Raw genomic sequence first — 23,648 nt, forward strand, 5'->3', positions numbered from 1 at the left:
ATTGGGAACGGGATCGACGTTTGGCTGTTAAAGCAGGCAACAGCAGACAGGGCAAGGGGACATTTGCATGACAATTGCCAGGATGGCGGTACAAAGGGTTGATCTGTAACGGGTTTGAGTGCGTACTCTTTGGGGTGACAGGGATTTATGACGCGCGCGTGATTTGCAAATTCTTCGCTTCTTGCGAAATGATCACGCGAAGAGCATCATGCAAAATACAACCTGATAAAACGCCTGATCGTAACCAGACAGAGGAGGCTTGAATATGTGCACGCTTGACGGATGTGGCGTAAACGACCATCTCGGCCCGCCGCCGAAGGCCACGGATGAAGATCGCCGTCTGTTCCTTAAAGGCGCGGTTGCCTTGCCGCTTGCGGTTATTCTGGCCGATCCGATTTTGGCCCATGCCGCCGGATCGACATTGTCCCCCGTGACCATCACCACGCCGGGCGGGGAAAAAATGACCGCCGAAATCGCCATGCCGGCAACCCTTCCGGCCCCGACCGTCATTCTGATCCATGAATGGTGGGGCCTGAATGATCAGATCCGCGCGGTTGCGGCAGAATATGCCAAGCAGGGCTATATCGCGCTTGCGGTTGATCTGTATGGTAAGCCGCCCGCAACCTCGGCCGACGGGGCAAAGGCGCTGATGTCGGCGGTCAATCCGGCGATTGCCACCGAAAAATTGCAGGAATCCGTCAAATTCCTTAAAAATCACAAGGATTCAACCGGCAAGGTGGGAACGGTTGGCTGGTGCTTTGGTGGTGGCTGGTCGCTCAATACCGCGCTTGCCGCCGATGTTGATGCGGTTGTTGTCTATTACGGCAATGTCAAAAAGACCGCCGAGCAGGTTACAACCCTGAACGCGCCGCTGATGGGGCATTTCGGCACCCTTGATAAAAGCATCAACAAGTCGATGGTCAACGGGTTCGAGGAATCCCTTAAGGAAGCCGGGAAAACCGACTATCAGATTTTCTGGTACGAAGCCGACCACGCCTTTGCCAATCCGACCGGTGGCCGTTATGACGCCGAGGATGCCAAACTGGCGTGGGAACGCACGATGGGTTTCTTTGATACCCATCTGTCCTAAGGCTTTATCGCAATCGCCAGAACATCAAAAGGCCGGGGTTTTCCCGGCCTTTTACGTGCCCAAGCGGTGCGACGAAGCTATTAATTGGTCGGATTTCCGCGATTGGCCCATTTGGTGGACCGGCGTTCGATGATGTTAAACAGCTCGTACATCGCAATCCCCATCACCGCGATCACCAGCAACCCGGCAAACACCAGCGGCATGTTGAATTTAGACGATGCCGACAACATCAGATAGCCAACGCCAAGGTTCGATGCGACGGTTTCGGAAATCACCGAACCGACAAAGGCCAGCGTGATCGCGACCTTAAGCGATGCAAAGAAATAGGGCATGGCGCGAGGGAAGCCGACCTTGATCAGAATATCGCGCCGGGTCGCGCCAAGGGACCGCAACACATCGCGCAATTCGGGTTCAAGCGTTGCCAGTCCCGTCGCCACATTGACAACAATCGGGAAAAACGAAATCAGGAATGCGGTGATGATCGCGGGCACCGTACCGATGCCAAACCACATGACAAGAACCGGGACCAGTGCCACCTTTGGCACCGAATTGAACCCGACCAGAAGCGGGTTGGCCGCGTCATAAACCGCCTTGCTGGACCCGACAAGCGCGCCCAGAACCACACCAAACACGACCGCAATGGCAAAGCCCGCCAGGGTCGTATAAAGCGTATGAACCGCATGCATCCAGATTGCACCGCGGAAATCCCAGCCGACCATGATGCTTTCCGACGGGGTCGGCAGGATATAGACCGGAATATTGAAAATCCGGACAATCAGTTCCCAGATCACGAAAAGCCCGATTGCGCTGATCCAGGGGGTGGCTTTGGACAGGTCTTTTTTCTTGGCCATGATGCTTTCAACCTTCCCTTATGCCGCGCGCACGTCACGGATGTGACTGCGCAATTCGTGGACCAGATCGGTGAAGGGCTGCGTGAATGTCGTTTCCTGATCGCGTGGGCGGGGCAGGGTGTTTTCGCGCTGGACCAAAATCGTACCCGGGCGCTTGGACATCACATAAATCGTATCGGCGAGATAGGCTGCTTCGCGCAGATCATGGGTGACAAGAATGACGGTAAAGGGCCGCACCATCCAAAGGTTCTGCAGAATGTCCCAAAGCTCTTCGCGGGTGAAGGCATCAAGGGCACCGAACGGCTCGTCGAGCATCAGAAGATCGGGTTCATGGATCAATGACCGGCAGAGCGACGCGCGTTGCTGCATCCCGCCTGACAATTCCCACGGGTATTTGTCTTCGTGCCCGGCAAGCCCGACACTGGCGAGAAGCTTTCGCGCGCGGTCTTCATATTCGGCACGGTGCTTGCGCAGGCGGTTGCGATGCGGCTTGACGATTTCCATCGGCAGCAGGACGTTATCAAGGGTCGTTCGCCACGGCAGAAGGGTCGGGTTCTGAAACGCCATGCCGACGATCTTAAGCGGCCCGGAAACTTCCTTGTTATCGACGATAACCGTGCCTTCGCTGGGCGGCATCAATCCCGATACCAGTTTCAGCAGCGATGACTTGCCACATCCCGAAGGTCCGACAACGGCAATGAATTCACCCTTGTTGATCTTCATGTTTGTTGTTTCCAATGCCAGATCGTCACCTTCGCTGTAACGAAGCCGGACATTGTCGAGTTCGACAAAGCTTTTCGACACGGCAGTCATCCCCCTGCGTATCCTGATGATTTATTATGTATCGGGGCCGGTTTGCCCGGCCCCGTTTGCGTGGTCTGGCGTGCCAGTTATTTCAGCATCCGGTCTTTATCGCCGGGCATGAAAATGTCGGTGAAGATATCCGCAACGGTTGGCTTGTTTTCAATGCCAAATGCCAGGCTGACCTGGTCAATCGCCTTGTTCATGCGGTCGGTCTTGATCTGGCCCATGCCTTCTTTAAGCGTTACCTCGGTGACGACATTGTCATCAATCGTCATCTGAAGGCGCTGCAATTCAAGGGCCGGGTCAATCAGCGGATCGGTATCCTTAAGGGCCGCAATGGCTTCTTCGGGGTTGGCAATCGCATCACGCCATCCCTTGACGACCGCACGCAGGAATGCGCGCAGTTCTTCCGGATGGTTTTCCATCATGTCGGGTGATGCAATCATCGCATTGCCATAGAAATCCATGCCGTAATCGAAATATTTGAAAACGGTCAGATCGTCCTTGGAAATGCCCTGTGCCTGAAGGTTCAGGATTGATGTGAAATAGTGACCGGTGATCGCATCAACGTCCCCACGCACCAGCATCGGTTCGCGCAGCGGCGGGTCCATGCTTTCCCATTTGACATCGTCAAGCTTAAGCCCGGTTGCCTGTGCAAAGGCCGGGAAAAGTTTGCGCGATGCATCGAAAACCGGCGCGCCCAGCGTCTTGCCAATCAGGTCTTCGGGCTTGGTGATGCCGCTTTTTTTCAGCATGAACAACGAAAACGGCGGGCGGTCATAAACCATGAAGACCGACTTCATCGCGCGATCCGGGTTCGATGCATTGAATTCCAGCATCGAGTTGATATCGGCAAAGCCGACATCATAGGCGCCGCTGGCAACGCGTGTGATCGAACCGACCGATCCGTTCCCGGAATCAATCGTCACATCAAGGCCCTCGTCGGAGAAATAGCCCTTTTTCTTGGCCAGCACATAGGGGGCTGCCGGGCCTTCGAATTTCCAGTCGAGTGTAAATTTGATCGCCATCTGGGCCATGGCGGATTGCGCACCAAGTGCAACGGCAATGCCGACGGTCGCGCCAAGTAGCCGCGCTTTAAGTCTCACCATTAATGAAGCCTCCTGTTTCGGGTCTTTTTGACGACCCATTGACCGAATGATACCCCTGATCGCACAGCAATGCCTGTGCCAAATCCCTTTTTTGCCGGTTTTCCTGATATGAAGGGACTGTTACGGGCAGAGTACGGTTGTTTAATAAATGGTCAATGGGGTAAATTGATCAAAAATTATACAGAAATTCTTGATAATCGCCTTTGAACATGGCGGTCCAATCAAATCGCTTGCACATGGAAACGGATTTGGGCATATCGCCATCATGCTTACAAAATCGATCAAACGTTTTTACAAAAAAGCCGAAGCCGTGCGCGACGAAGATGCGCAGGGCTGGCGTATCCATCTGGACGGAAGGCCGGTAAAATCGCCGTCCAAGGCCGAATTCGTGTTGCCGGCGGAACAGCTGGCGCATGAAATTGCGGCCGAATGGGATGCGCAGGGTGAAAAGGTTCTGCCGACCACGATGCCAATCATGCAACTGGCCGCAACCGCGATTGACCGCGTGCGCTCGCACCGGTTTGGCGTGATTGCGGAACTGACCGGATTTGGCCGGTCTGACCTGTTATGCTATCGCGCATCCTTCCCCGATGACCTTGTCCGCCAGCAGGCCGAAGCATGGCAGCCGTTGCTTGACTGGGCGCATCATGAACTGGGTGTGTCGCTTAAAGTGACCGAAGGCGTCATGCCGATCTCGCAGGAAGATGAGGCCCTTCTGCGCATTCAGGACGAGATCGAGGCGCTTGATGATTACTACCTGACAGCCCTTCACACCCTGACAACGGTGTCGGGATCGGTGATCATCGGGCTTGCGACCTTGCGCGGCCGGATCAGCGCCGAACAGGCGTTTGAAGTTTCCCAGCTTGATGAAAACTATTCCATCGAACATTGGGGGGCGGACGCCGAAGCCGTCGCGCGCCGCGAACGCCACCGGGCCGAATTGCTGGCGGCGGGGCGGTATCTTGATCTGATCGGGCAGCGATAAACATTCGTTGCCCTGATCAATTCATCCATTTCGCGATCATGCGATGCTGTACGGCTGCCTGTGCCGCCATCCGGTAATAGGACAGCAATTCGCGCATTGGTGATGACATCCGGTCAAAGCCGGAAATGAACGCGACAATAATCCCGACCGATGTTTCACCCTTGATCGCAAGATAGCCGCCCACAATCAGCACCGAAAGCGGGGCAAGCGCATTCAGCAGATTGATCAGGGTTTTCATTCCGAACTTGAGGATGAAAAACCACATGCGGTTGTTATAAAGGTAACTGATGCCGCGATGGATCGGGTCCAGAAGTTCTCTGTGATCATCGTCGTGGCTGGGGTGGAGTTCGCTTAGTTCGTCGCTGACTTCGCGCATTTTTTCCACGCGCTTTTCAATCAGCCGGTTGATCTGTTTTTGAATGATCGGCACCAGCGCGATTTGCGGGATCAGCGCCAGAATACCGATCAGTCCGATGATCGGCTCGACACTGACCATATAGCCAATTCCGAAAATCAGCATCCCCGCATTCACGACCGGCTGCGACAATCCATCGCCCACAAAGCCGCCCAGTTTTTCGATTTCCGATCCGATGATCGAAACTGCCCGGCCATTTTCGCCTTCGCCATTGCCGGTGCGGTCTTCGGCATAAAGGCGGCTGAGATGGCGGCGGTTGTGGCGGATCGCACTTTCACTGAGCCAGCCTTCATACATCCGAAGCATGAATTTGGTCGCCGAATGAACCACAACAACCGCCAGATAGATCACCGCCAGCACGGTCAGAAGCGACATATCCTGTTTGCTGATCGCATCGTCGACCAGGCGGCGTTGCAGTTCCAGCGGCACGATGCCAAGGGCCGCCACCGATATGGCAATCAGGCATACAACGATCTGGTGTCGGCCGCTCATAAGCCAGATATAACGCCATAAGGATTGCGCAGGGCGATCATCGCCGGTGGATTTCGGCTCGTGCGGGCGGATGCGAAACAGCTTCATGAAAGGACCGTTCTGATGGATATCATAAGGCCTTAACGCGCCAGAAGCCGTTTGGTGCCCGGCTTGTCCTGAATATTGGTATTTGTCGACCTGCTTCTAGACTTTAGTCCAGCCCGTCCTCACATATCGCAATGACGTTAGGGAAATCAGGCCTTTACAGGCTATTTTCATCTTGTGCCAGACTGTGAAAAATAATTGGCATTCCAGTACCGAATAATGCTATTCCAAATCATCATTCAGATTGCATCACCGGCATGACCATCGTCATGAACGCATTCCGGGCGGCCCAAAGTAAGGATCACGCAATATGCAGGATATTATCGCCAAGCTCGAAGTCAAACGCGCAGAGGCGGCCATGGGCGGCGGTCAGCGCCGCATCGACAATCAGCATGCCAAGGGCAAATTGACCGCGCGCGAACGGCTTGATGTTCTTCTTGACGAAGGCTCGTTCGAGGAATGGGACATGTTTGTCGAACATGATTGCGTTGATTTCGGCATGCCCGAAAACCGCATTCCCGGCGATGGCGTGGTCACCGGGCATGGCACGATCAATGGTCGGTTGGTGTTCGTCTTTTCCCAGGATTTCACCGTATTTGGCGGTGCGCTTTCGGGTGCCCATGCGCGCAAGATCTGCAAGATCATGGATCAGGCGATGAAAGTCGGCGCGCCCGTGATCGGGCTTAACGATTCCGGCGGGGCGCGTATTCAGGAAGGTGTCGAAAGCCTTGCGGGTTATGCCGATGTGTTCCAGCGCAATGTCGAGGCATCCGGCGTTATCCCGCAGATTTCCCTGATCATGGGGCCGTGTGCGGGTGGGGCTGTCTATAGCCCGGCCATGACCGACTTCATTTTCATGGTCAAGGACAGTTCCTATATGTTCGTGACCGGCCCCGATGTGGTCAAAACCGTCACGCACGAGGAAGTCACCCACGAGGAACTCGGCGGGGCGATGACCCATACCAGCATTTCCGGGGTGGCCGATCTGGCGTTTGAAAACGATGTTGATCTGTTGTTGCAGACCCGTCGTTTCATGGATTTCCTGCCGCTATCCAATAAGGAAAAACCGCCCGCACGCCTGTGCGAAGACCCGATCATGCGCGATGATTTCTCGCTTGATACGCTGGTGCCGGAAAATCCCAACATGCCCTATGACATGAAGGAACTGATCACAAAGGTCGTCGATGAAGGAGACTTTTATGAAATTCAGCCCGATCATGCCAAAAACATCATCATCGGCATGGCGCGCATGGATGGCCGCACGGTTGGCATCGTTGCCAATCAGCCGATGGTTCTGGCGGGATGTCTTGATATCGCCAGTTCGAAAAAGGCCGCGCGGTTTGTGCGGTTCTGCGATGCCTATAACATTCCGATTGTCACCTTTGTCGATGTGCCGGGCTTCATGCCGGGCACCGCACAGGAATATGGTGGCATCATCAAACACGGTGCCAAACTGCTTTATGCCTATGCCGAGGCGACGGTGCCGAAGGTCACCGTCATCACGCGCAAGGCTTATGGCGGGGCCTATGACGTGATGGCGTCCAAGCATCTGCGCGGTGATGTCAACTATGCCTGGCCGACAGCCGAAATCGCGGTGATGGGGCCAAAGGGCGCGGTGGAAATCATTTTCCGGGCCGATATGAACGATCCCGAAAAGATCGAGGCCCGCACGGAAGAATACCGTGAAAAATTTGCCAACCCGTTTGTCGCGGGGCGCAAGGGTTTCATTGACGATGTCATCATGCCGCATGGCACGCGCAGGCGCGTGTGCAAGTCACTTGCGATGCTGCGCAACAAGGACATCAAAAACCCGGCCCGCAAACACGGCAACATTCCGCTTTAACCCGCGACGTCAAATTGGGAGCAAACAATATGTTCAAGAAAATCCTGATTGCCAACCGCGGTGAAATTGCCTGCCGCGTGATCAAATCGGCCCGCAAAATGGGCATTGCCACGGTGGCGGTTTATTCCGACGCCGATAAAAACGCCCTGCATGTGCAGATGGCCGACGAGGCCGTGCATATCGGCCCGGCACCCTCCAACCAGTCCTATCTGGTGATTGATAAAATCATCGATGCCTGCAAATCCACGGGGGCGGAGGCCGTCCATCCCGGCTATGGCTTCCTTTCGGAAAATCAGGCCTTTGCCAAGGCGCTTGATGCCGCCAAAATCGCCTTTATCGGCCCGCCGGTTGGCGCGATTGCCGCGATGGGCGATAAGATCACGTCCAAGAAAATCGCATCTGAGGCCGGTGTTTCAACCGTTCCGGGCTATATGGGCGTGATCAAGGACACCGACGAGGCGATCAAAATCGCCAATGATGTCGGCTACCCGGTGATGTTGAAGGCGTCTGCTGGCGGTGGTGGCAAGGGCATGCGCATTGCGCGCAACGATGCCGAATGCCGCGAAGGGTTCGAGCGCGCCACGTCAGAAGCCGCAAGCTCGTTTGGTGATGATCGTGTCTTTATCGAAAAATTCGTCGAAGAACCGCGCCATATCGAAATTCAGGTGCTTTGCGATAAACACGGGCATGGCATTTACCTTGGCGAACGCGAATGTTCGATCCAGCGCCGCCATCAGAAGGTCGTCGAAGAAGCGCCGTCACCCTTTATTGATCCCGAAACCCGCAAGGCGATGGGCGAACAGGCCGTCGCACTGGCGCATGCGGTGAATTACTGCTCCGCCGGGACGGTGGAATTCATCGTCGACAAGGACAAGAACTTCTACTTCCTTGAAATGAACACAAGGCTTCAGGTCGAACATCCGGTGACCGAACTGGTGACTGGCGAGGACCTTGTGGAATGGATGATCCGCATCGCCAATGACGAAAAACTGACGCTCGCGCAGGATGATGTCAAGCTGACCGGCTGGGCGATGGAAACCCGCATTTATGCCGAGGACCCGTTCCGCGAATTCCTGCCTTCCACCGGGCGTCTGGTGCGGTATCAGCCGCCGGCTGAAAGTGCATCCGTGCGTGTCGATACCGGCGTGTTCGAAGGCGGCGAGATTTCGATGTATTACGACCCGATGGTCGCAAAACTGGTGACGTATGGCGAAACCCGCGATGATGCGATTGCGGAAATGCGGGCCGCCCTTGATGCCTATTACATCCGCGGCATTTCGCACAATATCCCGTTTGTTGCCGCCGTTATGGCCAATAAACGCTTCCAGTCAGGCAATATCACCACCAATTTCATCGCCGAAGAATATCCCGACGGTTTTTCTGCCGATGATCTGCCCAATGATGATCCGGCGATGCTGGTGGTGGTTGCAGGATACCTCAATCAACGTGTTGCCGAACGCAATGCGCGCGTGACCGGACAGGTCAGCGATCATCCGTTGCAGGTTGCCGAAAGCTGGGTCGCGGTATCGGGCGATGATCACACCGCGTTCGATATCGAAATTGACGGTGTTAACAACGACTATATCGTCGCCATCGGGGAGCGCAGCTATGGCGTGTCATCCGACTGGAAAATCGGTGATGCGATGTTTGTTGGCGACATTGACGGCGCGCCGGTCTGCGTGCAGATCGACCTCGAAGGTGTCGGCTATCGCCTGTCGGCCAACGGCATCCAGCGCAGCTTCAAGGTGATGCTGCCCCGTGTCGCCGAATTGCAAAAACTGATGCCGTTCAAGGCACCGCCCGATATGTCAAACTTCCTGCTGTCCCCGATGCCGGGCTTGCTGGTCAAGGTATCGGTGACCGAAGGCCAGACCGTCCAGCCGGGCGAGGAACTTTGCATCCTTGAAGCGATGAAAATGGAAAACGTGCTGAAGGCCGAAAGCAAAGGCGTGGTCAAGAAAATCCACGCCGAGCAGGGCGCGAACCTGTCGGTCGATGCAATTATCATCGAGTTCGAGAAGGACGAATAAGCCGCCTGATCCCTTGAAGGTGCAATAAAAGGTGCTAGTCTTCGGGCCAGCGCCTTGTTCCTTTGGGAGCAGAAATCCTATGGGTTGGAGTGCGTCGGTATCCCACCCGCCAGCCGTTTCGCTGCGGCAATGGCTTGTGCCCCGTGCAGGGTGAAGCTTTGCGTTAATCCTTCAAGGATCAGGTTAAGCTCGATCTCGTATCCCTGTCGCCCTGTGGCGATGGCGGCTTTGGTTGCGACCTCGACCTTATGGCGTGATAGCAAATCGCGCAGCATCTGATCGCCCGGTGATGCGGCAACGGCGGCGTGGAACAGGCAGCCGTGGCTTGCCTCTGTTTCCATCCAGACACCGACACGATCAATGATTGCCGAAAGGGCTTTGTCGGGGGCCTCGGGCAAATTGGTGAACAGCAGATCAATGTAACGCTGATGGCGATGTTCAAGTGCCAGATGCACCATGTCGGCCCGCGATGGTGTGTATTTATAGAGCGTGCGCAGGCTGACATCGGCGGCTTCGCGCAGGTCATCAACACTGGGTTCGGCAAAGCCGCCCTTGGCAAAGGCCCGTTCAAGACCGGCCGCGATTTTCAGTTTTGTATCCGTCATGTTGACAAATGTAGAACGTTCCCTTTACCTTGGCAAGTAGAGTAATCGTTCTACATGGAGTGACCAATGACCGATATCCCGACAAAAATGCATGGCGTTGTTCTGACCGGGCATGGCGGGCTTGATAAGCTCGAATGGCGCGAAGACCTGGAAACGCCAACCCCCGAAGCCGGGCAGGTTCTGATCAAAGTCGGGGCATCGTCGGTCAACAATACCGATATCAATACGCGCATCGCCTGGTATTCAAAGGCCGTTCGCGGCGCCACAAGCGAGGGCAGCGATGCCGGTTTTGGCGAGGATGCCCTTGCCGATGCCACCTGGTCGGGCGGTACTTTGGTCTTTCCCCATATTCAGGGGGCGGATTGTTGCGGCACGATTGTCGCGGTCGGGCAGGGTGTTGATCCCGCGCGCCTTGGGCAGCGTGTTCTGGTCCGCGCCCTGCAATCCGTTCCCAACGAGGACGGAACACACCGGGTCGAAACATTCGGCAGCGAGACGAACGGGGCTTTTGCGCAATATGCCGTGGTCGCGGATAAAAACGCGATTGCCATCAATTCGGACCTGTCGGACACCGATCTTGCATCCTTCCCATGCGCGTTTTCAACCGCCGAGGGGATTATCCAGCGGGTCGGTCTTGGGGCGGAACGCGTCCTTGTAACCGGGGCATCGGGCGGTGTCGGTTCGGCGGCCATTCAGCTTGCCAAGCGGCGCGGGGCCTATGTCGTTGCGGTGTCAAGCGCGTCAAAGGCCAAGGCCCTGCGTGATCTTGGCGCGGATGAGGTTCTTGACCGTGCAGATGAATTGCCGCGCAACCGCTTTGATGTCGTGATCGATCTGGTCGGCGGGCCGCGCTGGCCCGAACTGCTTGAAACCCTTGTTTCGGGTGGTCGATATGCCACGGCTGGGGCAATCGCCGGGCCGATTGTCGAACTTGATCTGCGCACGCTTTATCTTAGGGATTTAACACTTTATGGCTGCACCCATCAGGAAGATCGCGTTTTCACCGATCTGGTGAAATATATCGAAAAGGGTGAAATTCGTCCGCTGGTCGCGGAAGTTTACGACCTTCGCGATCTCGCCAAGGCACAGGAAGCATTCGTTGCGAAATCGCATATCGGCAAGATCGGTATCCTTGTCAGCTAGGGCCGGGTCCGCCGGGAGATGGCCCGGAAAAGAACCGGGAAATGCGCCGGGGGAACATTCCCCCGGCGTTTTTGTTCCATACCTGTTCGATTGGACGGGTTTGCAACCCCTTTCGAACAGTTATTGCGCATATTAAATACAGGAAACGGGGCTTTACGGGGATTTCCGGCTGACTTATGGTCGCGGATTGAGGCCGGGTGCTTTCTGCAAGGCCATCCAAGAACAAGAAACGAGGCGTGAGTATGTATAAACTGATTGCTTTTGATGGCGACGATACGCTGTGGCATAACGAACCGCTGTTTCGTGACGCCCATATCCGCCTGCGCGAAATGCTTTCCCACTATGTCGATGCTGATACGGTCAATGATCGCCTCTATCAGGCGGAACTGTCCAACCTTTCGATTTATGGATACGGCATCACCGGCTTTACCCTGTCGATGATCGAAACTGCGATTGAGCTTTCCGACAAGAAAATAAGTGCTGCCGACATTCATGAACTGGCCGAAATCGGCAAATCCATGCTGCGTGCGCCGACCCGTCTGATTGACGGGGCCGAAGAGGTGCTGCGCCATTATGTCAAACAGTCTGATCGCAAGATCGTCCTGATCACCAAGGGCGATTTGATCGCCCAGCAGCTCAAGATCGAGCGTTCCGGCCTCGAAAGCCTGTTTGCCGGTGTCGAGATCGTTTCGGAAAAAGATCCGCTGACCTATCGCAATATTTTTGGCCGCTATGGTGTGGAGCCATCCGAAGCCGTGATGATCGGCAATTCGTTGAAGTCCGATATCCTGCCGGTGCTTGCGTGTGGCGGGTCGGCGATCCACATTCCCTATGAAATCACCTGGGTTCACGAAATGGTCGATCAGACCGAAATCGACAATGATCATTTCGTGACGGTCGAAAGCATCGCCGAGGTCCCGGAAAATATCGAAAAACTTGAACAGGACCTGCCAGCCTATGGCAAGGTCGGGAGTATGGAAAATGTCTGATTGCGCCGGTTCGGAAATGTCGACCGAAGCATCCCTTGCCAATGGCCCGGCGGCAAACCTTGATCCGCAAATCAAGCTGGAACTTGAAGCCGCTGCCTTTCGCGGCCTTGTGCAGCATCTTCAGGACCGCAAGGATGTGCAGAATATCGATCTGATGAACCTTGCGGGTTTCTGCCGCAACTGCCTTGCTAAATGGTATTTGGCGGCGGCGCGTGAACGCGATGTGGCCATGGATTATGACGGCGCGCGCGAGGTGGTCTATGGCATGACCTATGATGAATGGAAAGACAATCATCAGGCCCCGGCAACAGCCGAACAGAAACAGAAGTTTCAGGACACCGCCCATCTGCACGCCAATATCCCCGGCGCGAAGTAAACATCACATCAAAGGATGTTGCCATGACCACCACCGAACCTGACCCGCAAACCGGCACCGGAAACATTTCCGTCCTTGCCCGGATCGAAGGCCGGGTGCAGGGCGTATGGTATCGTGCCTGGACGGTCGAGGAAGCGCGTAAGCGCGACCTGACCGGCTGGGTGCGCAACCGCACGGATGGCACGGTCGAGGCGCTGTTTTGCGGCCCGGTGGCCGGGGTGCAATCCATGATCGCGGCCTGCCATGACGGCCCGACCCATGCGAATGTCACCCGCGTGCATGAAGAACCCGGCCTTGAAGACGGTTTCACCACTTTTGAAAAACGCCCGACGGCCTGATTGCCGGGCCGCCGGATTGGCGCCTTTATCCAATCGCGTCCAAAGCCTTTTTCCGCCCCGATGCAGAAAAAGGCTTTTTCTTTGGTGCGGTGCGGTGGCATGCTCTTGCGATCCTGTCCGGCTGGTCAGATCGCTGTTCAACTCATTGGGGGCACCCCGGCCGGATCGGGAACCAAACAGGGAGAATAAAACATGAAATTGACGACGAAATCATTTGGCGTTGCTGTTCTTCTGGCGGGTTCGGCCTTTGGTGCGCAGGCCCAGGAACCGGCACAGAATGACGGTCTGAACGCATCGCTTTGGTATCAGACCTCGGTCGAATACAAAACCACGGCCCTTTCGGTTTATGCAGGCGCACAGCGTCTTCTCGATGCGGCGATTGGCGATCATGACTGGACCGCGGCCCTTGAACAGGATGGCAATTATTCGGCCAAGCCACCCGCGATCATCCTTGATGTTGATGAAACCGTTCTGGATAACTCGGCCTATCAGTCATGGGTTGTGACGGCCAATACGTCTTACAGCTCCAAAACCTGGGCGGCGTTTGTCGAAGATGCGATTTCAACCCCGACGCCGGGCGCGCTGGAACTGACCAAGGCGGCCGCCGACAAGGGCGTTGAAGTCTTCTATGTCACCAACCGCAAGGCCGCCGAAGAAGCCGCAACCATCAAAAACCTTCAGGAATATGGCTTCCCTTATGCTGATGCGGATCATGTGATGGTGCGCGGTGAAAAGGAAGAATGGGGTTCGGCCAAGGCCACCCGCCGCGAAGCGGTGGCTGCTGATTTCCGCGTCATCATGATGTTTGGCGATAACTTCGGCGATTTCACCGATGATGTCGATGGCACCATCGATGAACGCCTTGAAGTCATGGACAAATACGCGACCTATTGGGGGGAACGCTGGTTCATGCTGCCAAACCCGACCTATGGGTCATGGGAATCCGCGGCATTTGGCAATGACTGGAAAAAATCCCCCGAAGCCCGCCGTCAGGACAAGCTTGACGCGCTCAATAGCTGGTCGGGCCCGAAAGAATAATTTCTTTCGCATCTGACGGTAGAAAGGGGGCGTGCCATGATCGGCGCGCCCCTTATTTCATGACCCAGCGGAATGCGCGTTTAAGCTCGGAGGTGCCGTTGTGATCATACCAGCGGCCATGCGACATAATCACCCGTTCCGGTGCCCAGTCGATCATCTGATTTACCGCCTTACGCAGACTTTCCTTATGCCCGGCAAAGGTCATGCGCATATCACGCGGCGCACATCCATCCGGGTCCATCGAGCCAAACATCCGCACCAGCCACCGCCAGATCGGGCTTTTGATCTTGTGCGCCTCGAAATTCTCGATCAGGTCGGTCAGGATCAGGCTGTTTGATTTCGGGTGATAAAACACGGCCTCGCACAAATAGCCGCCGCGCACCATCACCTGTTTGATTTCATCCGCCCATTCCGGTTCGGCAGTATCGGCAAGTTCGGCATCAAACGATACCGTCATGCCGACCGACTTCGCCCGTTTGATCACACCGGGCGCACAGAAACTTTGCGCCGTCGGATAGGCCGCCTGCCATTCCGGCACCCCGGCATAATGGATGGTGTTGGGTGCAATCAGACAGGCAACTTCGCCCAGTGCATCAACACGTGCCTTGAGCTCCGGCGTCAAACGGATCGGTGAATGGACAAACAGCTTCTCTGACGCCAGCCGGATGATCGTCATCCGGGTCGGAAACGGCAATTTCATGCCCAGATACTGAAACCCGATCACCGGACCATCAATGATCCAGATATCATCCCCAACGGCCTTGGGAACATTCAGCGGATCATAGGTATCAATCGAAAACATTGCAGACCTTTATGGGTTTGGGGTCGCCCATGATGTGGTTTATTTCACGACCTTGCCGGGATTGAGCATACCATCTGGATCAATCGCGTCTTTGATCGCGCGCAAAAGCTTCATCTTTTCCGGGCTGGCATAGCGGGCGAGTTCATCAAGCTTCAGCTTGCCAATGCCATGTTCGGCGCTGATGGAGCCGCCAAGATCGGCGACAATGTCATGGATCAGACGGTTAAGCGTTTCCCAGCAATCGAGAAATGCCTGTTTTTCCATCTCGACCGGCTGGGTGAAGTTGAAATGGATATTGCCATCGCCGACATGGCCAAACGGGCAGGGACGAATGCCCGGGATCAGATCCCCGGCGGCTGCCATGCCACGTATAAGCAACTCCGGCACCCTGGAAACCGGGACCGACACATCATGTTTGATACTGCCGCCTTCAAACCCCTGTGCCTCGGGGATGCCTTCGCGGATCGCCCAAAGATTGGCGCGCTGGGCTTCGGACTGCGCCAATGCCGCATCGCTGGCAAGGCCTGCCTCAAGGGCGCTTTCGAGAAGGTCGCTTAGGACCTCGTTCAGGTCATCCTTGGGCCGTGACGAGGTCAGTTCGATCATCACATACCAGTCCGAAGGGGCGGCAAGCGGGGCGGATAGCCCCGGCAGGTGTGCCACCGTCATATCATGTGCAAAGCCGCAGATCAGTTCGAACGCGGCAATTGCATCACCGCTTTCGCGCCGCGCAAGCGCCAGAAGGTCAAGTGCCGCATCGGGGCCGGGGACGGCAACCCACGCGGTCGCGACATGGCGGGGCTTTGGAAACAGTTTCAAACTCGCCTTGGTGATAATGCCAAGCGTCCCTTCGGCCCCGATAAACAGATCGCGCAGGTCATAGCCGGTATTATCCTTGCGCAATTTCGAAAGCCCGTTCCACACGCTGCCATCGGGCAGAACAACCTCAAGCCCCAGCACCAGATCGCGCGTATTGCCATACCGGATGACGTTCAACCCGCCGGCATTGGTCGCAAGGTTGCCGCCAATCTGGCAGGTTCCCTCTGCGCCAAGGCTAAGCGGGAAGATCAGATCACGATCAAGGGCAGCTTCCTGAAGGGTTTGCAGGATCGCACCGGCTTCGACGGTAGCGGTAAAATCGCGCGCATCGATATCAATGATCCGGTTCATCCGGCGAAGGTTTAAAATGACCTCTGCCGCATTGGCAACTGCCCCGCCGCATCGCCCGGTATTGCCGCCCTGGGGCACAATCGCAATGCCATGGGTTGCACAGATCGCGACACATTTGGCGACCTCGTCGGTATTGGCGGGATAAAGCACCATGCCCGCGTCGCCGGCAAACTTGCCACGTGCCTCGGCATTATGCGTGGCCAGAATATCGGCCTCCATGCTCCAGCCTTTCGGGCCAAGGGCATCCTGAAGTTCCTTGATCGCGCTGGCGGGCAGGATGTGCATGGGGGCTGTTTTCCGCTCGGCTGAGGTTGGAAGAATTACGGGGTCGGATGAAGGGCGCGGGGGGCGCTGGCGCGTTTCATCCGGTCATTGATCGCAAGCCCAAGACCGGTATCGGGGATCGGCGCAATCGCGATCCCGTCAAACCGCTTCTGATCGGCTTCGTGCAGTTTGGCAAACAGGTTGGCGGCGGCCTCGCGGTCATCGCCGGTTTTCGAAAGCCACAGGACCTTGTCAAACCCCTTGGTCACGCAATCCCCGAATGCCAGCAAGATTTCATGGCCGTATTTCTTCTGATCCGGTGAAGTCGCATTCAGCCGCACCGGCAATCCCGGGGCATAATGGCTGGTCATCATGCCGGGGCTTTTGGGCGCGTTGTCATCGGTTTCGGCCATGACAACGTCGGTGCCCAGAACCTCTGCCACCTGATCGCGGGTAATCCCGCCGGGGCGCAGCATCACGACGCGGTCGGTGGTCAGGTCAATCACCGTGCTTTCAAGCCCAACCCCGCACGGCCCGCCATCCAGAATCATGCCAATCGCATTGCCAAGGGATGCTGCCACATGGGCCGCGGTGGTCGGGCTGATCCGCCCGGATCGGTTGGCCGAGGGGGCGGCAATCGGGCGACCGACCGCACGTAATAATGCGCGTGCCATGTCATGTGCGGGGACACGCACCGCGATGCTTGGCAATCCGGCGGTGGTCAGGTGCGAAACCGTGCTGTCATCGCGTTTGGGCAAAACAAGGGTCAGGGCACCGGGCCAGAACGCATCGGCAAGCTTATCGGCACGCGCATCGAAAATCGCATGTTTGGCGGCGGCATCGCGATCAGGGAAATGGCTGATCAGCGGGTTGAAGCTTGGCCGTTGTTTGGCGGCAAAAATGCCCGCAACCGCATCGTCATTGGTGGCATCCGCACCCAGCCCGTAAACCGTTTCGGTCGGAAAGGCGACAAGCTCGCCCGCGCGCAACTTGGCCGCGGCCTGCGTCAGGGCACCTTCGGAATAGGGGCGGATCGTCAAAGCCGGGGACATCAAGCATTCCATAAAAAATATAGCTCTATGAAATACCTAGCGACGATAGGGCTTAATGACAAGCTGGAACCGACTTTATCGCTGTTTGCATTGATCGAATGATCATCCCGGTTTAGGGTGTCGGTCGCAGGAAGAACCCGATGATTGATCCCGGTTCGCACGTGGTGCGTGTCAAAGCCTGCATCCCTGATATCCGGCCTGCTGCAAACACCCGCTCAGGTCCTCAAAACGGTGTAATCCATCGCAAGGAGGGCCTTTCATGCCTTTGCACATGCCATCCATTCCGCCGAAAATTGCCATTCCGCTGGCCCTGATTAATCTGGCGTCCTTTGTTTCGCAGATCATCCAGATCGGCGTGATCGATACGCTTTTGCCGCTGGCACTGACCAATGCCGGATTAGGGGAACGGCATGGCGGCATGATGCTGTCGCTTTACTGGATTGCCGATCTGATCGGCGGGTTCTTTGTCGCGGCGATTTTGCGCAAAACCCATCCCGTTATCCCGCTTGTCGTCAGTGGCCTGTCGTTTTTCACCCTGATTGTCGTGGTGATGTATGCGCCGCAATCGGCGCTTGTCCTGCCCGCAACCCTGTTTGCCGGGGTGGGGCTGATTTTGCGGTGGGTGGTGTGTGACGGGCTGATCGTGCAACTGGCCCCGCGTGATAAACTGGGCCGGGTGGTTGGTTTTCATGAAACCCTGATGGGGCTTGGCATTGTTCTGGGCCCGGTCCTGATTGGCTGGTTTGGAACGGATGCATTCGCCATGTCTGGCATTGCCTTTGTCGCGGCGATCATCCCGCTTTTCTGTGCTGTTGCCATGCCGCGCCTTGAAATGGCATCAACCCAAAGGGGCGCGGGGGCAGCATTGCGGCGCTGGATTGATCATTGGGATCTGGTGCTGATTGCCTTTGTCGCAGGGTTTGTTGAAATCTGCTTTTTATCGGTCCTGCCGTTGCAATCGCAACGTGACACCGGCCTTGCCGAAGCCGGTTTGTGGCTGGCGGCGGTCTTTGTGTTTGGCGGCACGATCTGCCAGCCGCTTGTCGGTTATGTTTCGGATAAAAGCGGTCCGATCAAACTGGCGTGGCTGTGCTTTGGTCTGCTTCTGGTTGGCGCTGTCCCCATGGCGCTTGCCGGATATGGCATCATGGCGGCGATCATCCTGTTTGCGCTCGGTGTTGCGGTGGCCGGGCTTTATACCGCCGCCGTCCTGATCGCGGCCAGCGGCCGGGGGAAAGGACAAGGCGCAGGAGGAGGAGGAGCGGGGCAGGGATATCAGGTCGGCGTTCTGGTGGTTGTCTCGCAAAGCTATACGCTGGGTGCGATTGTCGGCCCGTCGGCGGGGACGTCGCTTCTGGTGACGATCGGAAACTGGGCCCTGCCGGTTCTGGTCTTGCTGGCGGCGGGGATTTCGGTGCTGCTTTTGATGATGCGCCGGACCACACCTGCACCGGGGCAATAGCCCCAGACAGCGCAGAGCCGCCATCAGGATGGCGGCTCCATTTACGCTCTAGCCCGGCGGTCGCCCTGCAGCAGTGACCCGGACCGCGTCGCCGTGATTCCGGCGGCTATTTACGTCACCAACACGTTGTGTGGCGATAAGGATCATATAGCAAAAAATACGCTCAAAGTCAACGAAACTGCGGGATTCAGTTCTTTCAATAAAAGCCATAAAAGAAGCGGCAGATGCCTGTTGCGCCGCATCAATGGCAAACTGCTGATCGGGCTTTGCTATTCGTTTTGATGCTGCGTTCGCGAAATGATTTTCGAAGGAGCATAGCTGCTTTCGTCACCAAAAAATCGGGCAGCGTGCATAAGGCCGCTGCCCGATTTTTCTATCTGACGTTGCTTGGAGACATCGGATCGATCAGATGCCCCTGACCCGGGACAGGAATTCTTCAACCTCCCGTCCAAGGGCATCCGCCTGACTTGAAAGCTCTGACGATGCTTTCAGGACCTCGGCAGACATTTGCCGCGTGTCGCGGGCCATCTCGGTCACAGACGCAATGTTATCTGAAACCTCTGATGTGCCGGTCGCGGCATGCTGGACATTTCGGGCAATTTCCTGCGTTGCCGAAGATTGTTCTTCGGTGGCTGCGGCAATCGCCGAAATCGCCTCGTTGATGGTGTGGATTTTGGTGCCGATCCCGGTAATCGCTTCAATGCAAAGCCCAACGGCGGTTTGCATGCCGCCAATCTGGCCCGAAATTTCCTCGGTTGCCTTGTGCGTCTGGGTGGCAAGGGTTTTGACCTCGTTAGCGACCACGGCAAAACCCTTGCCCGCGTCGCCGGCTCTTGCCGCCTCAATCGTCGCATTCAACGCCAGAAGGTTGGTTTGCGATGCGATATTCTGAATGAGCTCGACAACCTCGCCAATCTTTTCGGCCGCTTCCTTAAGGTCCGAGAACGATTGATTGGTTTGTTCAACTTCGTCAACCGCGTCATTGGCCATGCGTGATGATCCATTGATCTGCTGATTGACTTCAATGATCGAGGCGCTCAGTTCTTCGGACGCGGCGGCAACGGTCTGCACATTGCCCGATGCCTCGCCCGATGCCTTGGCAACAACCTGGGTGCGCTGATCGGTGTTTTCGGCAATGGTGGACAATTGTTCGGCATTTCCCTGCATATCCCCCGAGGCATGGCGAACGGCCTGCACGATCCTTGCTGATCCCTGTTCGAATGCACTGACCGCCTCGGCCAGTTTCTTGCCTTTCTCGATTTGCTCCTGCTGGGCTCTTTGCTGTGCCTGTCGCAGTTCTTCGGTCTGCAACGCATTTTTGCGCAACTCTTCAAGGGCCTCCGCCAGACGGCCCAGCTCGTCAGGGGTACCGGTTTCCGTGACCTTGGTTTTATAATCAGCCTGTGACAGGCGTTCGACATCGACCATCAGATGGCCAATCGGGGTTGAAAAACGCCGTAGCACGGATGCAATCGCAATCGCCGAAAGCCCAAGGGCGATGACAAGCCCGATGCTGACGGTCACAAGCCCGATATTTGCCGATGCTTTTTTGCTTTCCGCACTTAACACGGCCTCTTTCATGGCGGTGTGACCGATTTCAACAATCTGGTCAAACGGCCCATTGCAAAGGGCTGTATATTCGGTCGGTGGCATGGCTGGTGCCGTGCCACCATTCAAACCGGTATAAAGGGCATCGAGCTGCGTCTGTGCTGATGCCGTCGCGCTTTCAGCTGCTTTTACTTCACTTAAAAGACGCTGTGGAATGCCCGGGCGGGCCATGACGGAATCAATCTCGTCCCACATAAGCTGATAACCGCCCTTAAGCTGGTTCCAACGCGCGAAGGATTCGGGGCTTAACGGCTCGTTTTTCGAGACATTCGGACGCAAAAGCGAACATTGGCTGCCGAACTTGTCGCGTACCATCCATGCCGCCCGGCGAACCTGGATCATTTCGCCGACAAACGGGTCAAGCAGCCGAACATCATTTCCAACCGCAAGCGACACACCCAGAATGGTGTCAACGACGTTGCGGACGGAATCTGACCATTCCTTGACTTCGGGGACGCTGCGCTGGTCTTTGGGCCGCTTTGCCAGTGCATCAATATTTTCTTCAAGGCGGTTCTGTTCCGCCCATGCTGCCTGAAGGTCGGAAATATATTTATCAACCCCGTCGACCTCGACATCTTCAAGGGCCGCCATTGCGGTGTCAAAACTCTGGTCGGCAATCGCGCGCGTTCTGGCAAAGGCCCCGGTCGGGTCGTCTTGCGACATCAACGCGGTTTGGGTGCCGGAAATCTGCTGTCGGACGCCAAGGACTGCGGAAAACAAAAGCTGGTCTGCACGGGTTGCATTCAGGATTTCCGATGCATTGTCCGAGTCATGCCAACTGATAAAGGCCAGAACGCCCGTAACACTTACAAAGCCAATAAGCAAAAGGCTCTGCAAGGAAATGATCAGGCGCGAAATTGAATTCCGGAACATCAATTCTCTCTCCCAAAGGGGAAAATATCTCAACCCAAACGTATAGCGATTTTTCGGTGTTATACAGTTTGTGCCGCAGAATTGAATTTCAACCAGAGAACTGAAATAGCGCGCTTTTTTCCTTCAGCGAAGATTTGCGTGTGATCTGCAGACGTGATCAATCATGCGATCACGCCTTGCGGGATGCGTAAATCGTGCCTTGATCCTGCAATGCGGAAAGTAACGAAGCTTAACCTTGGTATTTCACCGGTACGGATGGGCTGCGTGCGATGAAGAACGGATTGCGGAAATCGGCCTTGCCATAGGCAAACCGGGTGCCGTCCATATTCTCGACCAAGCCACCCGCCGCCGCCAGAACCGCATGGCCCGCCCCGATATCCCATTCCATGGTCGGGCCAAGGCGGGGATAAAGGTCGGCCACCCCCTCGGCCAGCAGGCAGAGTTTAAGCGAACTTCCCGCCGGGCGCAGTTCCTTGACCGCGAGGTCGCCCAGAAACGCCTTCATCGCCTCGGGATCGCCATGCGAACGTGAACCGACGACGACTACCCCGTCTTCGGGCATGTCGCGCACCGTGATGGCGCGGGTTGTGTCATCAATATCGCCATTGCCTTCAATCAGCTTCGCCCCATCCGGCCCGCCGTAATAAAGCTTTTCAATTGCCGGGGCATAAACCACGCCCAGAACCGGGACGCCCTTGGCAATCAGGGCGATATTGACGGTGAATTCGCCGTTGCGTTTGATGAATTCCTTGGTCCCGTCCAGCGGATCCACCAGCCAGAAGAAATCGGTATCCCCGTTTACATCGGGAATGTCACCCGCAGCCGCACTTTCCTCGGACACGATTTTGACATTCGGGGTCAGGGCGCGAAGACCGGGCAGGATCACCGCCTCGGCGGCGTCGTCGGCCTCGGTCACCGGGGATGCATCATCCTTCGACCGGACTTCGAAATCGGTGTCATAGATTTTCATCATGGCGGCACCGGCACGGCGCGCAATTTCAATCAACCCGTTTTCAAGGGCACTGGCATCGGCCGGAAGGGCAATCGTCATGGCAATCTCGTCTGGTTAATCTTTTTGCGTGCAAAGGGCATAGGGAATTTTGCCCATCACGTCCAGTAAGACCGTTCCATTATGGCGAGATCACGTTCACTTTCCTGTTCACGTTCATCATCGCCATCGCCTCTCATCAGGCCCTATGCCCGGTCACGCCGGTTGACCGATCCGAAACCGGTTGCGATAGCGGGCCGGGGGCACGTGGGCGATATCGCGAAACGCGATGCGAAATGTTTCCATCGACTGGAACCCGCATTGCTCGGCAATGTCACCCAGCGGCAAACTGGTTTCTTCAAGCAATTTCATCGCCCGCAATACCCGTTCACGCCGCAGCCATTTAAGCGGCGCCATGCCGGTGCCTTCGCGGAAACGCCGTAAAAACGTTCTTTCGCTTAGTCCCGAAAAGTTGGCCATTTCGCCGATTTCAATCGGTTCGGCCAGTTTGCCGCGTGCCCAGTCCAGAGCGGCTGCAATCGATTTGCCCGGTCGTTCCTGTACAGGTGCTTCGACATATTGCGCCTGTCCCCCATCACGATGGGGCGGCATCACCAACCGCCGTGCGACCACATTGGCAACCTGCGCGCCATGATCGGACCGGATCACATGCAAACAGGCATCAATCCCCGCACTGCTGCCCGCCGATGTGATGATCTGGCTGTTTTCGACATATAGAACATCATCGACAATCTCGATATCGGGATACATCGCGTGCAGCCGGTCGGTATATCGCCAATGCGTCGTCGCCCGCCCGTTTGCCAGCAACCCGCTTGCCGCCAGAACAAACACGCCCGAACAGATGCTTACCAACCGGCATCCGCGGGCATGAGCACGCCTTAACGCATCACAAAGTGCCACATCGGGCATCACATCCGCCCCGCGCCAGCCGGGGATGATCACGGTGTCCGCATGATCAATCAATTCGGTCCCGGCATCGGTCGCCACCCGAAATCCGCCCATCGCCCGGATTTCCGGGTCAATTCCCGCAATCGAACAGCGATACCACGGAAAATCAAATTCCGGCCGGGGCAGGGCAAATGCCTCCAGGGCGATGCCAAATTCAAATGTGCAAAGCCCGTCATAGGCCAGCACCACAACATGATGCAGGGCGTCGGTTGGTTTGATATCTGCGGCACGATGATCGGGCATGACCGGATTTGATTCCGTTAAAATG

The 23,648-nt window shown here is 56.3% G+C and carries 21 protein-coding genes; 10 read left to right on the forward strand and 11 right to left on the reverse strand.

Features of this window, described 5'->3' with window-relative positions; all coding sequences use genetic code 11:
• Positions 1-265: 265 nt before the first annotated feature.
• On the forward strand, positions 266-1,090 hold the full coding sequence (locus tag ABIE64_RS02255; protein ID WP_354376508.1) for a dienelactone hydrolase family protein: 825 nt from the start codon (positions 266-268) through the stop codon (positions 1,088-1,090).
• 80 nt (positions 1,091-1,170) lie between these two features.
• On the opposite strand, the gene ABIE64_RS02260 is transcribed toward ABIE64_RS02255, so the two are convergent.
• The 3 genes from ABIE64_RS02260 to ABIE64_RS02270 all read right to left on the reverse strand — a co-directional run bounded on the left by ABIE64_RS02260 (position 1,171) and on the right by ABIE64_RS02270 (position 3,854).
• Positions 1,171-1,941 (reverse strand): ABC transporter permease, encoded by a 771-nt coding sequence (locus ABIE64_RS02260; RefSeq protein WP_037990952.1) that lies wholly within the window; start codon positions 1,939-1,941, stop codon positions 1,171-1,173.
• Between the two features lie 18 nt (positions 1,942-1,959).
• The gene (locus ABIE64_RS02265; RefSeq protein ID WP_071240410.1) at positions 1,960-2,754 is read right to left on the reverse strand and encodes an ABC transporter ATP-binding protein; all 795 of its coding nucleotides are present in this window, start codon (positions 2,752-2,754) and stop codon (positions 1,960-1,962) included.
• A 77-nt stretch (positions 2,755-2,831) separates the two neighbouring features.
• Positions 2,832-3,854, reverse strand: a complete 1,023-nt coding sequence (locus ABIE64_RS02270) for an ABC transporter substrate-binding protein (RefSeq protein WP_007091466.1) — start codon at positions 3,852-3,854, stop codon at positions 2,832-2,834.
• A gap of 265 nt (positions 3,855-4,119) precedes the next feature.
• Here ABIE64_RS02270 and ABIE64_RS02275 point away from each other — a divergent pair, with 265 nt between their 5' ends.
• Positions 4,120-4,839, forward strand: coding sequence for an ATP12 family chaperone protein (locus tag ABIE64_RS02275; RefSeq protein WP_354376509.1), 720 nt, complete (start codon positions 4,120-4,122; stop codon positions 4,837-4,839).
• A gap of 16 nt (positions 4,840-4,855) precedes the next feature.
• Here ABIE64_RS02275 and ABIE64_RS02280 read toward each other — a convergent pair whose 3' ends face one another.
• Positions 4,856-5,833 (reverse strand): ABC transporter transmembrane domain-containing protein, encoded by a 978-nt coding sequence (locus ABIE64_RS02280; RefSeq protein WP_354376510.1) that lies wholly within the window; start codon positions 5,831-5,833, stop codon positions 4,856-4,858.
• A 307-nt stretch (positions 5,834-6,140) separates the two neighbouring features.
• On the opposite strand from ABIE64_RS02280, the gene ABIE64_RS02285 reads away from it, so the two are divergent.
• Together ABIE64_RS02285 and accC are read left to right on the forward strand one after the other, a co-directional pair.
• Entirely contained in the window at positions 6,141-7,673 is a 1,533-nt protein-coding gene (locus ABIE64_RS02285) for an acyl-CoA carboxylase subunit beta (RefSeq protein WP_007091463.1), read from the forward strand.
• A 29-nt stretch (positions 7,674-7,702) separates the two neighbouring features.
• A complete protein-coding gene (gene accC, locus ABIE64_RS02290; protein ID WP_354376511.1) occupies positions 7,703-9,703 on the forward strand; it encodes an acetyl-CoA carboxylase biotin carboxylase subunit in 2,001 nt (666 codons plus the stop codon).
• 77 nt (positions 9,704-9,780) lie between these two features.
• On the opposite strand, the gene ABIE64_RS02295 is transcribed toward accC, so the two are convergent.
• On the reverse strand, positions 9,781-10,308 hold the full coding sequence (locus ABIE64_RS02295; RefSeq protein WP_037988855.1) for a TetR/AcrR family transcriptional regulator: 528 nt from the start codon (positions 10,306-10,308) through the stop codon (positions 9,781-9,783).
• Positions 10,309-10,374: 66 nt separating this feature from the next.
• Between ABIE64_RS02295 and ABIE64_RS02300 the strand changes: the two genes are divergently transcribed.
• The 5 genes from ABIE64_RS02300 (at position 10,375) to ABIE64_RS02320 (ending at position 14,192) form a co-directional block, all read left to right on the forward strand.
• On the forward strand, positions 10,375-11,451 hold the full coding sequence (locus tag ABIE64_RS02300) for an alcohol dehydrogenase family protein (protein WP_354376512.1): 1,077 nt from the start codon (positions 10,375-10,377) through the stop codon (positions 11,449-11,451).
• 242 nt (positions 11,452-11,693) lie between these two features.
• Positions 11,694-12,440 (forward strand): HAD family hydrolase, encoded by a 747-nt coding sequence (locus ABIE64_RS02305; RefSeq protein ID WP_037988849.1) that lies wholly within the window; start codon positions 11,694-11,696, stop codon positions 12,438-12,440.
• Positions 12,433-12,816, forward strand: coding sequence for a DUF1244 domain-containing protein (locus ABIE64_RS02310; RefSeq protein ID WP_496320741.1), 384 nt, complete (start codon positions 12,433-12,435; stop codon positions 12,814-12,816). The genes ABIE64_RS02305 and ABIE64_RS02310 overlap by 8 nt, the downstream gene beginning before the upstream one ends.
• Positions 12,817-12,839: 23 nt before the next feature.
• Positions 12,840-13,154 carry an acylphosphatase gene (locus tag ABIE64_RS02315; protein WP_354376513.1) on the forward strand — a complete coding sequence of 105 codons (315 nt, stop codon included), beginning with the start codon at positions 12,840-12,842 and terminating at the stop codon, positions 13,152-13,154.
• Between the two features lie 192 nt (positions 13,155-13,346).
• Entirely contained in the window at positions 13,347-14,192 is an 846-nt protein-coding gene (locus ABIE64_RS02320; protein ID WP_354376514.1) for an HAD family acid phosphatase, read from the forward strand.
• A 52-nt stretch (positions 14,193-14,244) separates the two neighbouring features.
• Here the strand turns inward: ABIE64_RS02320 and ABIE64_RS02325 are convergent, their stop codons facing one another.
• From ABIE64_RS02325 to ABIE64_RS02335, 3 genes are read right to left on the reverse strand one after another with little or no spacing between them, the layout of a single operon-like run.
• Positions 14,245-14,994: a DUF4336 domain-containing protein gene (locus ABIE64_RS02325; protein WP_354376515.1), complete on the reverse strand. Its 750-nt coding sequence runs from the start codon at positions 14,992-14,994 to the stop codon at positions 14,245-14,247.
• A gap of 39 nt (positions 14,995-15,033) precedes the next feature.
• Positions 15,034-16,449: an FAD-binding oxidoreductase gene (locus ABIE64_RS02330; protein ID WP_354376516.1), complete on the reverse strand. Its 1,416-nt coding sequence runs from the start codon at positions 16,447-16,449 to the stop codon at positions 15,034-15,036.
• Positions 16,450-16,484: 35 nt separating this feature from the next.
• Positions 16,485-17,480, reverse strand: a complete 996-nt coding sequence (locus ABIE64_RS02335) for an L-threonylcarbamoyladenylate synthase (protein ID WP_354376517.1) — start codon at positions 17,478-17,480, stop codon at positions 16,485-16,487.
• A 259-nt stretch (positions 17,481-17,739) separates the two neighbouring features.
• On the opposite strand from ABIE64_RS02335, the gene ABIE64_RS02340 reads away from it, so the two are divergent.
• The gene (locus tag ABIE64_RS02340) at positions 17,740-18,942 is read left to right on the forward strand and encodes an MFS transporter (protein WP_354376518.1); all 1,203 of its coding nucleotides are present in this window, start codon (positions 17,740-17,742) and stop codon (positions 18,940-18,942) included.
• A gap of 405 nt (positions 18,943-19,347) precedes the next feature.
• Here ABIE64_RS02340 and ABIE64_RS02345 read toward each other — a convergent pair whose 3' ends face one another.
• The 3 genes from ABIE64_RS02345 to ftrA all read right to left on the reverse strand — a co-directional run bounded on the left by ABIE64_RS02345 (position 19,348) and on the right by ftrA (position 23,623).
• Complete coding sequence (locus ABIE64_RS02345) at positions 19,348-21,423, reverse strand: methyl-accepting chemotaxis protein (RefSeq protein ID WP_354376519.1); 2,076 nt, start codon at positions 21,421-21,423, stop codon at positions 19,348-19,350.
• A 229-nt stretch (positions 21,424-21,652) separates the two neighbouring features.
• The gene (cysQ, locus tag ABIE64_RS02350) at positions 21,653-22,474 is read right to left on the reverse strand and encodes a 3'(2'),5'-bisphosphate nucleotidase CysQ (RefSeq protein ID WP_354376520.1); all 822 of its coding nucleotides are present in this window, start codon (positions 22,472-22,474) and stop codon (positions 21,653-21,655) included.
• Between the two features lie 153 nt (positions 22,475-22,627).
• A complete protein-coding gene (gene ftrA / locus ABIE64_RS02355; protein WP_354376521.1) occupies positions 22,628-23,623 on the reverse strand; it encodes a transcriptional regulator FtrA in 996 nt (331 codons plus the stop codon).
• Positions 23,624-23,648: the final 25 nt, after the last annotated feature.

Source organism: Thalassospira sp. MBR-102 (assembly GCF_040549275.1).
GTDB classification, from domain to species: domain Bacteria; phylum Pseudomonadota; class Alphaproteobacteria; order Rhodospirillales; family Thalassospiraceae; genus Thalassospira; species Thalassospira xiamenensis.

What these genes read in the sequence shown, in the direction of transcription:
- ABIE64_RS02255 (WP_354376508.1), top strand. Translation starts at nt 266, where the DNA reads ATGTGCACGCTTGACGGATGTGGCGTAAACGACCATCTCGGCCCGCCG.
- ABIE64_RS02260 (WP_037990952.1), bottom strand. Translation starts at nt 1,941, where the DNA reads ATGGCCAAGAAAAAAGACCTGTCCAAAGCCACCCCCTGGATCAGCGCA.
- ABIE64_RS02265 (WP_071240410.1), bottom strand. Translation starts at nt 2,754, where the DNA reads ATGACTGCCGTGTCGAAAAGCTTTGTCGAACTCGACAATGTCCGGCTT.
- ABIE64_RS02270 (WP_007091466.1), bottom strand. Translation starts at nt 3,854, where the DNA reads ATGGTGAGACTTAAAGCGCGGCTACTTGGCGCGACCGTCGGCATTGCC.
- ABIE64_RS02275 (WP_354376509.1), top strand. Translation starts at nt 4,120, where the DNA reads ATGCTTACAAAATCGATCAAACGTTTTTACAAAAAAGCCGAAGCCGTG.
- ABIE64_RS02280 (WP_354376510.1), bottom strand. Translation starts at nt 5,833, where the DNA reads ATGAAGCTGTTTCGCATCCGCCCGCACGAGCCGAAATCCACCGGCGAT.
- ABIE64_RS02285 (WP_007091463.1), top strand. Translation starts at nt 6,141, where the DNA reads ATGCAGGATATTATCGCCAAGCTCGAAGTCAAACGCGCAGAGGCGGCC.
- accC (WP_354376511.1), top strand. Translation starts at nt 7,703, where the DNA reads ATGTTCAAGAAAATCCTGATTGCCAACCGCGGTGAAATTGCCTGCCGC.
- ABIE64_RS02295 (WP_037988855.1), bottom strand. Translation starts at nt 10,308, where the DNA reads ATGACGGATACAAAACTGAAAATCGCGGCCGGTCTTGAACGGGCCTTT.
- ABIE64_RS02300 (WP_354376512.1), top strand. Translation starts at nt 10,375, where the DNA reads ATGACCGATATCCCGACAAAAATGCATGGCGTTGTTCTGACCGGGCAT.
- ABIE64_RS02305 (WP_037988849.1), top strand. Translation starts at nt 11,694, where the DNA reads ATGTATAAACTGATTGCTTTTGATGGCGACGATACGCTGTGGCATAAC.
- ABIE64_RS02310 (WP_496320741.1), top strand. Translation starts at nt 12,433, where the DNA reads ATGTCTGATTGCGCCGGTTCGGAAATGTCGACCGAAGCATCCCTTGCC.
- ABIE64_RS02315 (WP_354376513.1), top strand. Translation starts at nt 12,840, where the DNA reads ATGACCACCACCGAACCTGACCCGCAAACCGGCACCGGAAACATTTCC.
- ABIE64_RS02320 (WP_354376514.1), top strand. Translation starts at nt 13,347, where the DNA reads ATGAAATTGACGACGAAATCATTTGGCGTTGCTGTTCTTCTGGCGGGT.
- ABIE64_RS02325 (WP_354376515.1), bottom strand. Translation starts at nt 14,994, where the DNA reads ATGTTTTCGATTGATACCTATGATCCGCTGAATGTTCCCAAGGCCGTT.
- ABIE64_RS02330 (WP_354376516.1), bottom strand. Translation starts at nt 16,449, where the DNA reads ATGCACATCCTGCCCGCCAGCGCGATCAAGGAACTTCAGGATGCCCTT.
- ABIE64_RS02335 (WP_354376517.1), bottom strand. Translation starts at nt 17,480, where the DNA reads ATGTCCCCGGCTTTGACGATCCGCCCCTATTCCGAAGGTGCCCTGACG.
- ABIE64_RS02340 (WP_354376518.1), top strand. Translation starts at nt 17,740, where the DNA reads ATGCCTTTGCACATGCCATCCATTCCGCCGAAAATTGCCATTCCGCTG.
- ABIE64_RS02345 (WP_354376519.1), bottom strand. Translation starts at nt 21,423, where the DNA reads ATGTTCCGGAATTCAATTTCGCGCCTGATCATTTCCTTGCAGAGCCTT.
- cysQ (WP_354376520.1), bottom strand. Translation starts at nt 22,474, where the DNA reads ATGACGATTGCCCTTCCGGCCGATGCCAGTGCCCTTGAAAACGGGTTG.
- ftrA (WP_354376521.1), bottom strand. Translation starts at nt 23,623, where the DNA reads ATGCCCGATCATCGTGCCGCAGATATCAAACCAACCGACGCCCTGCAT.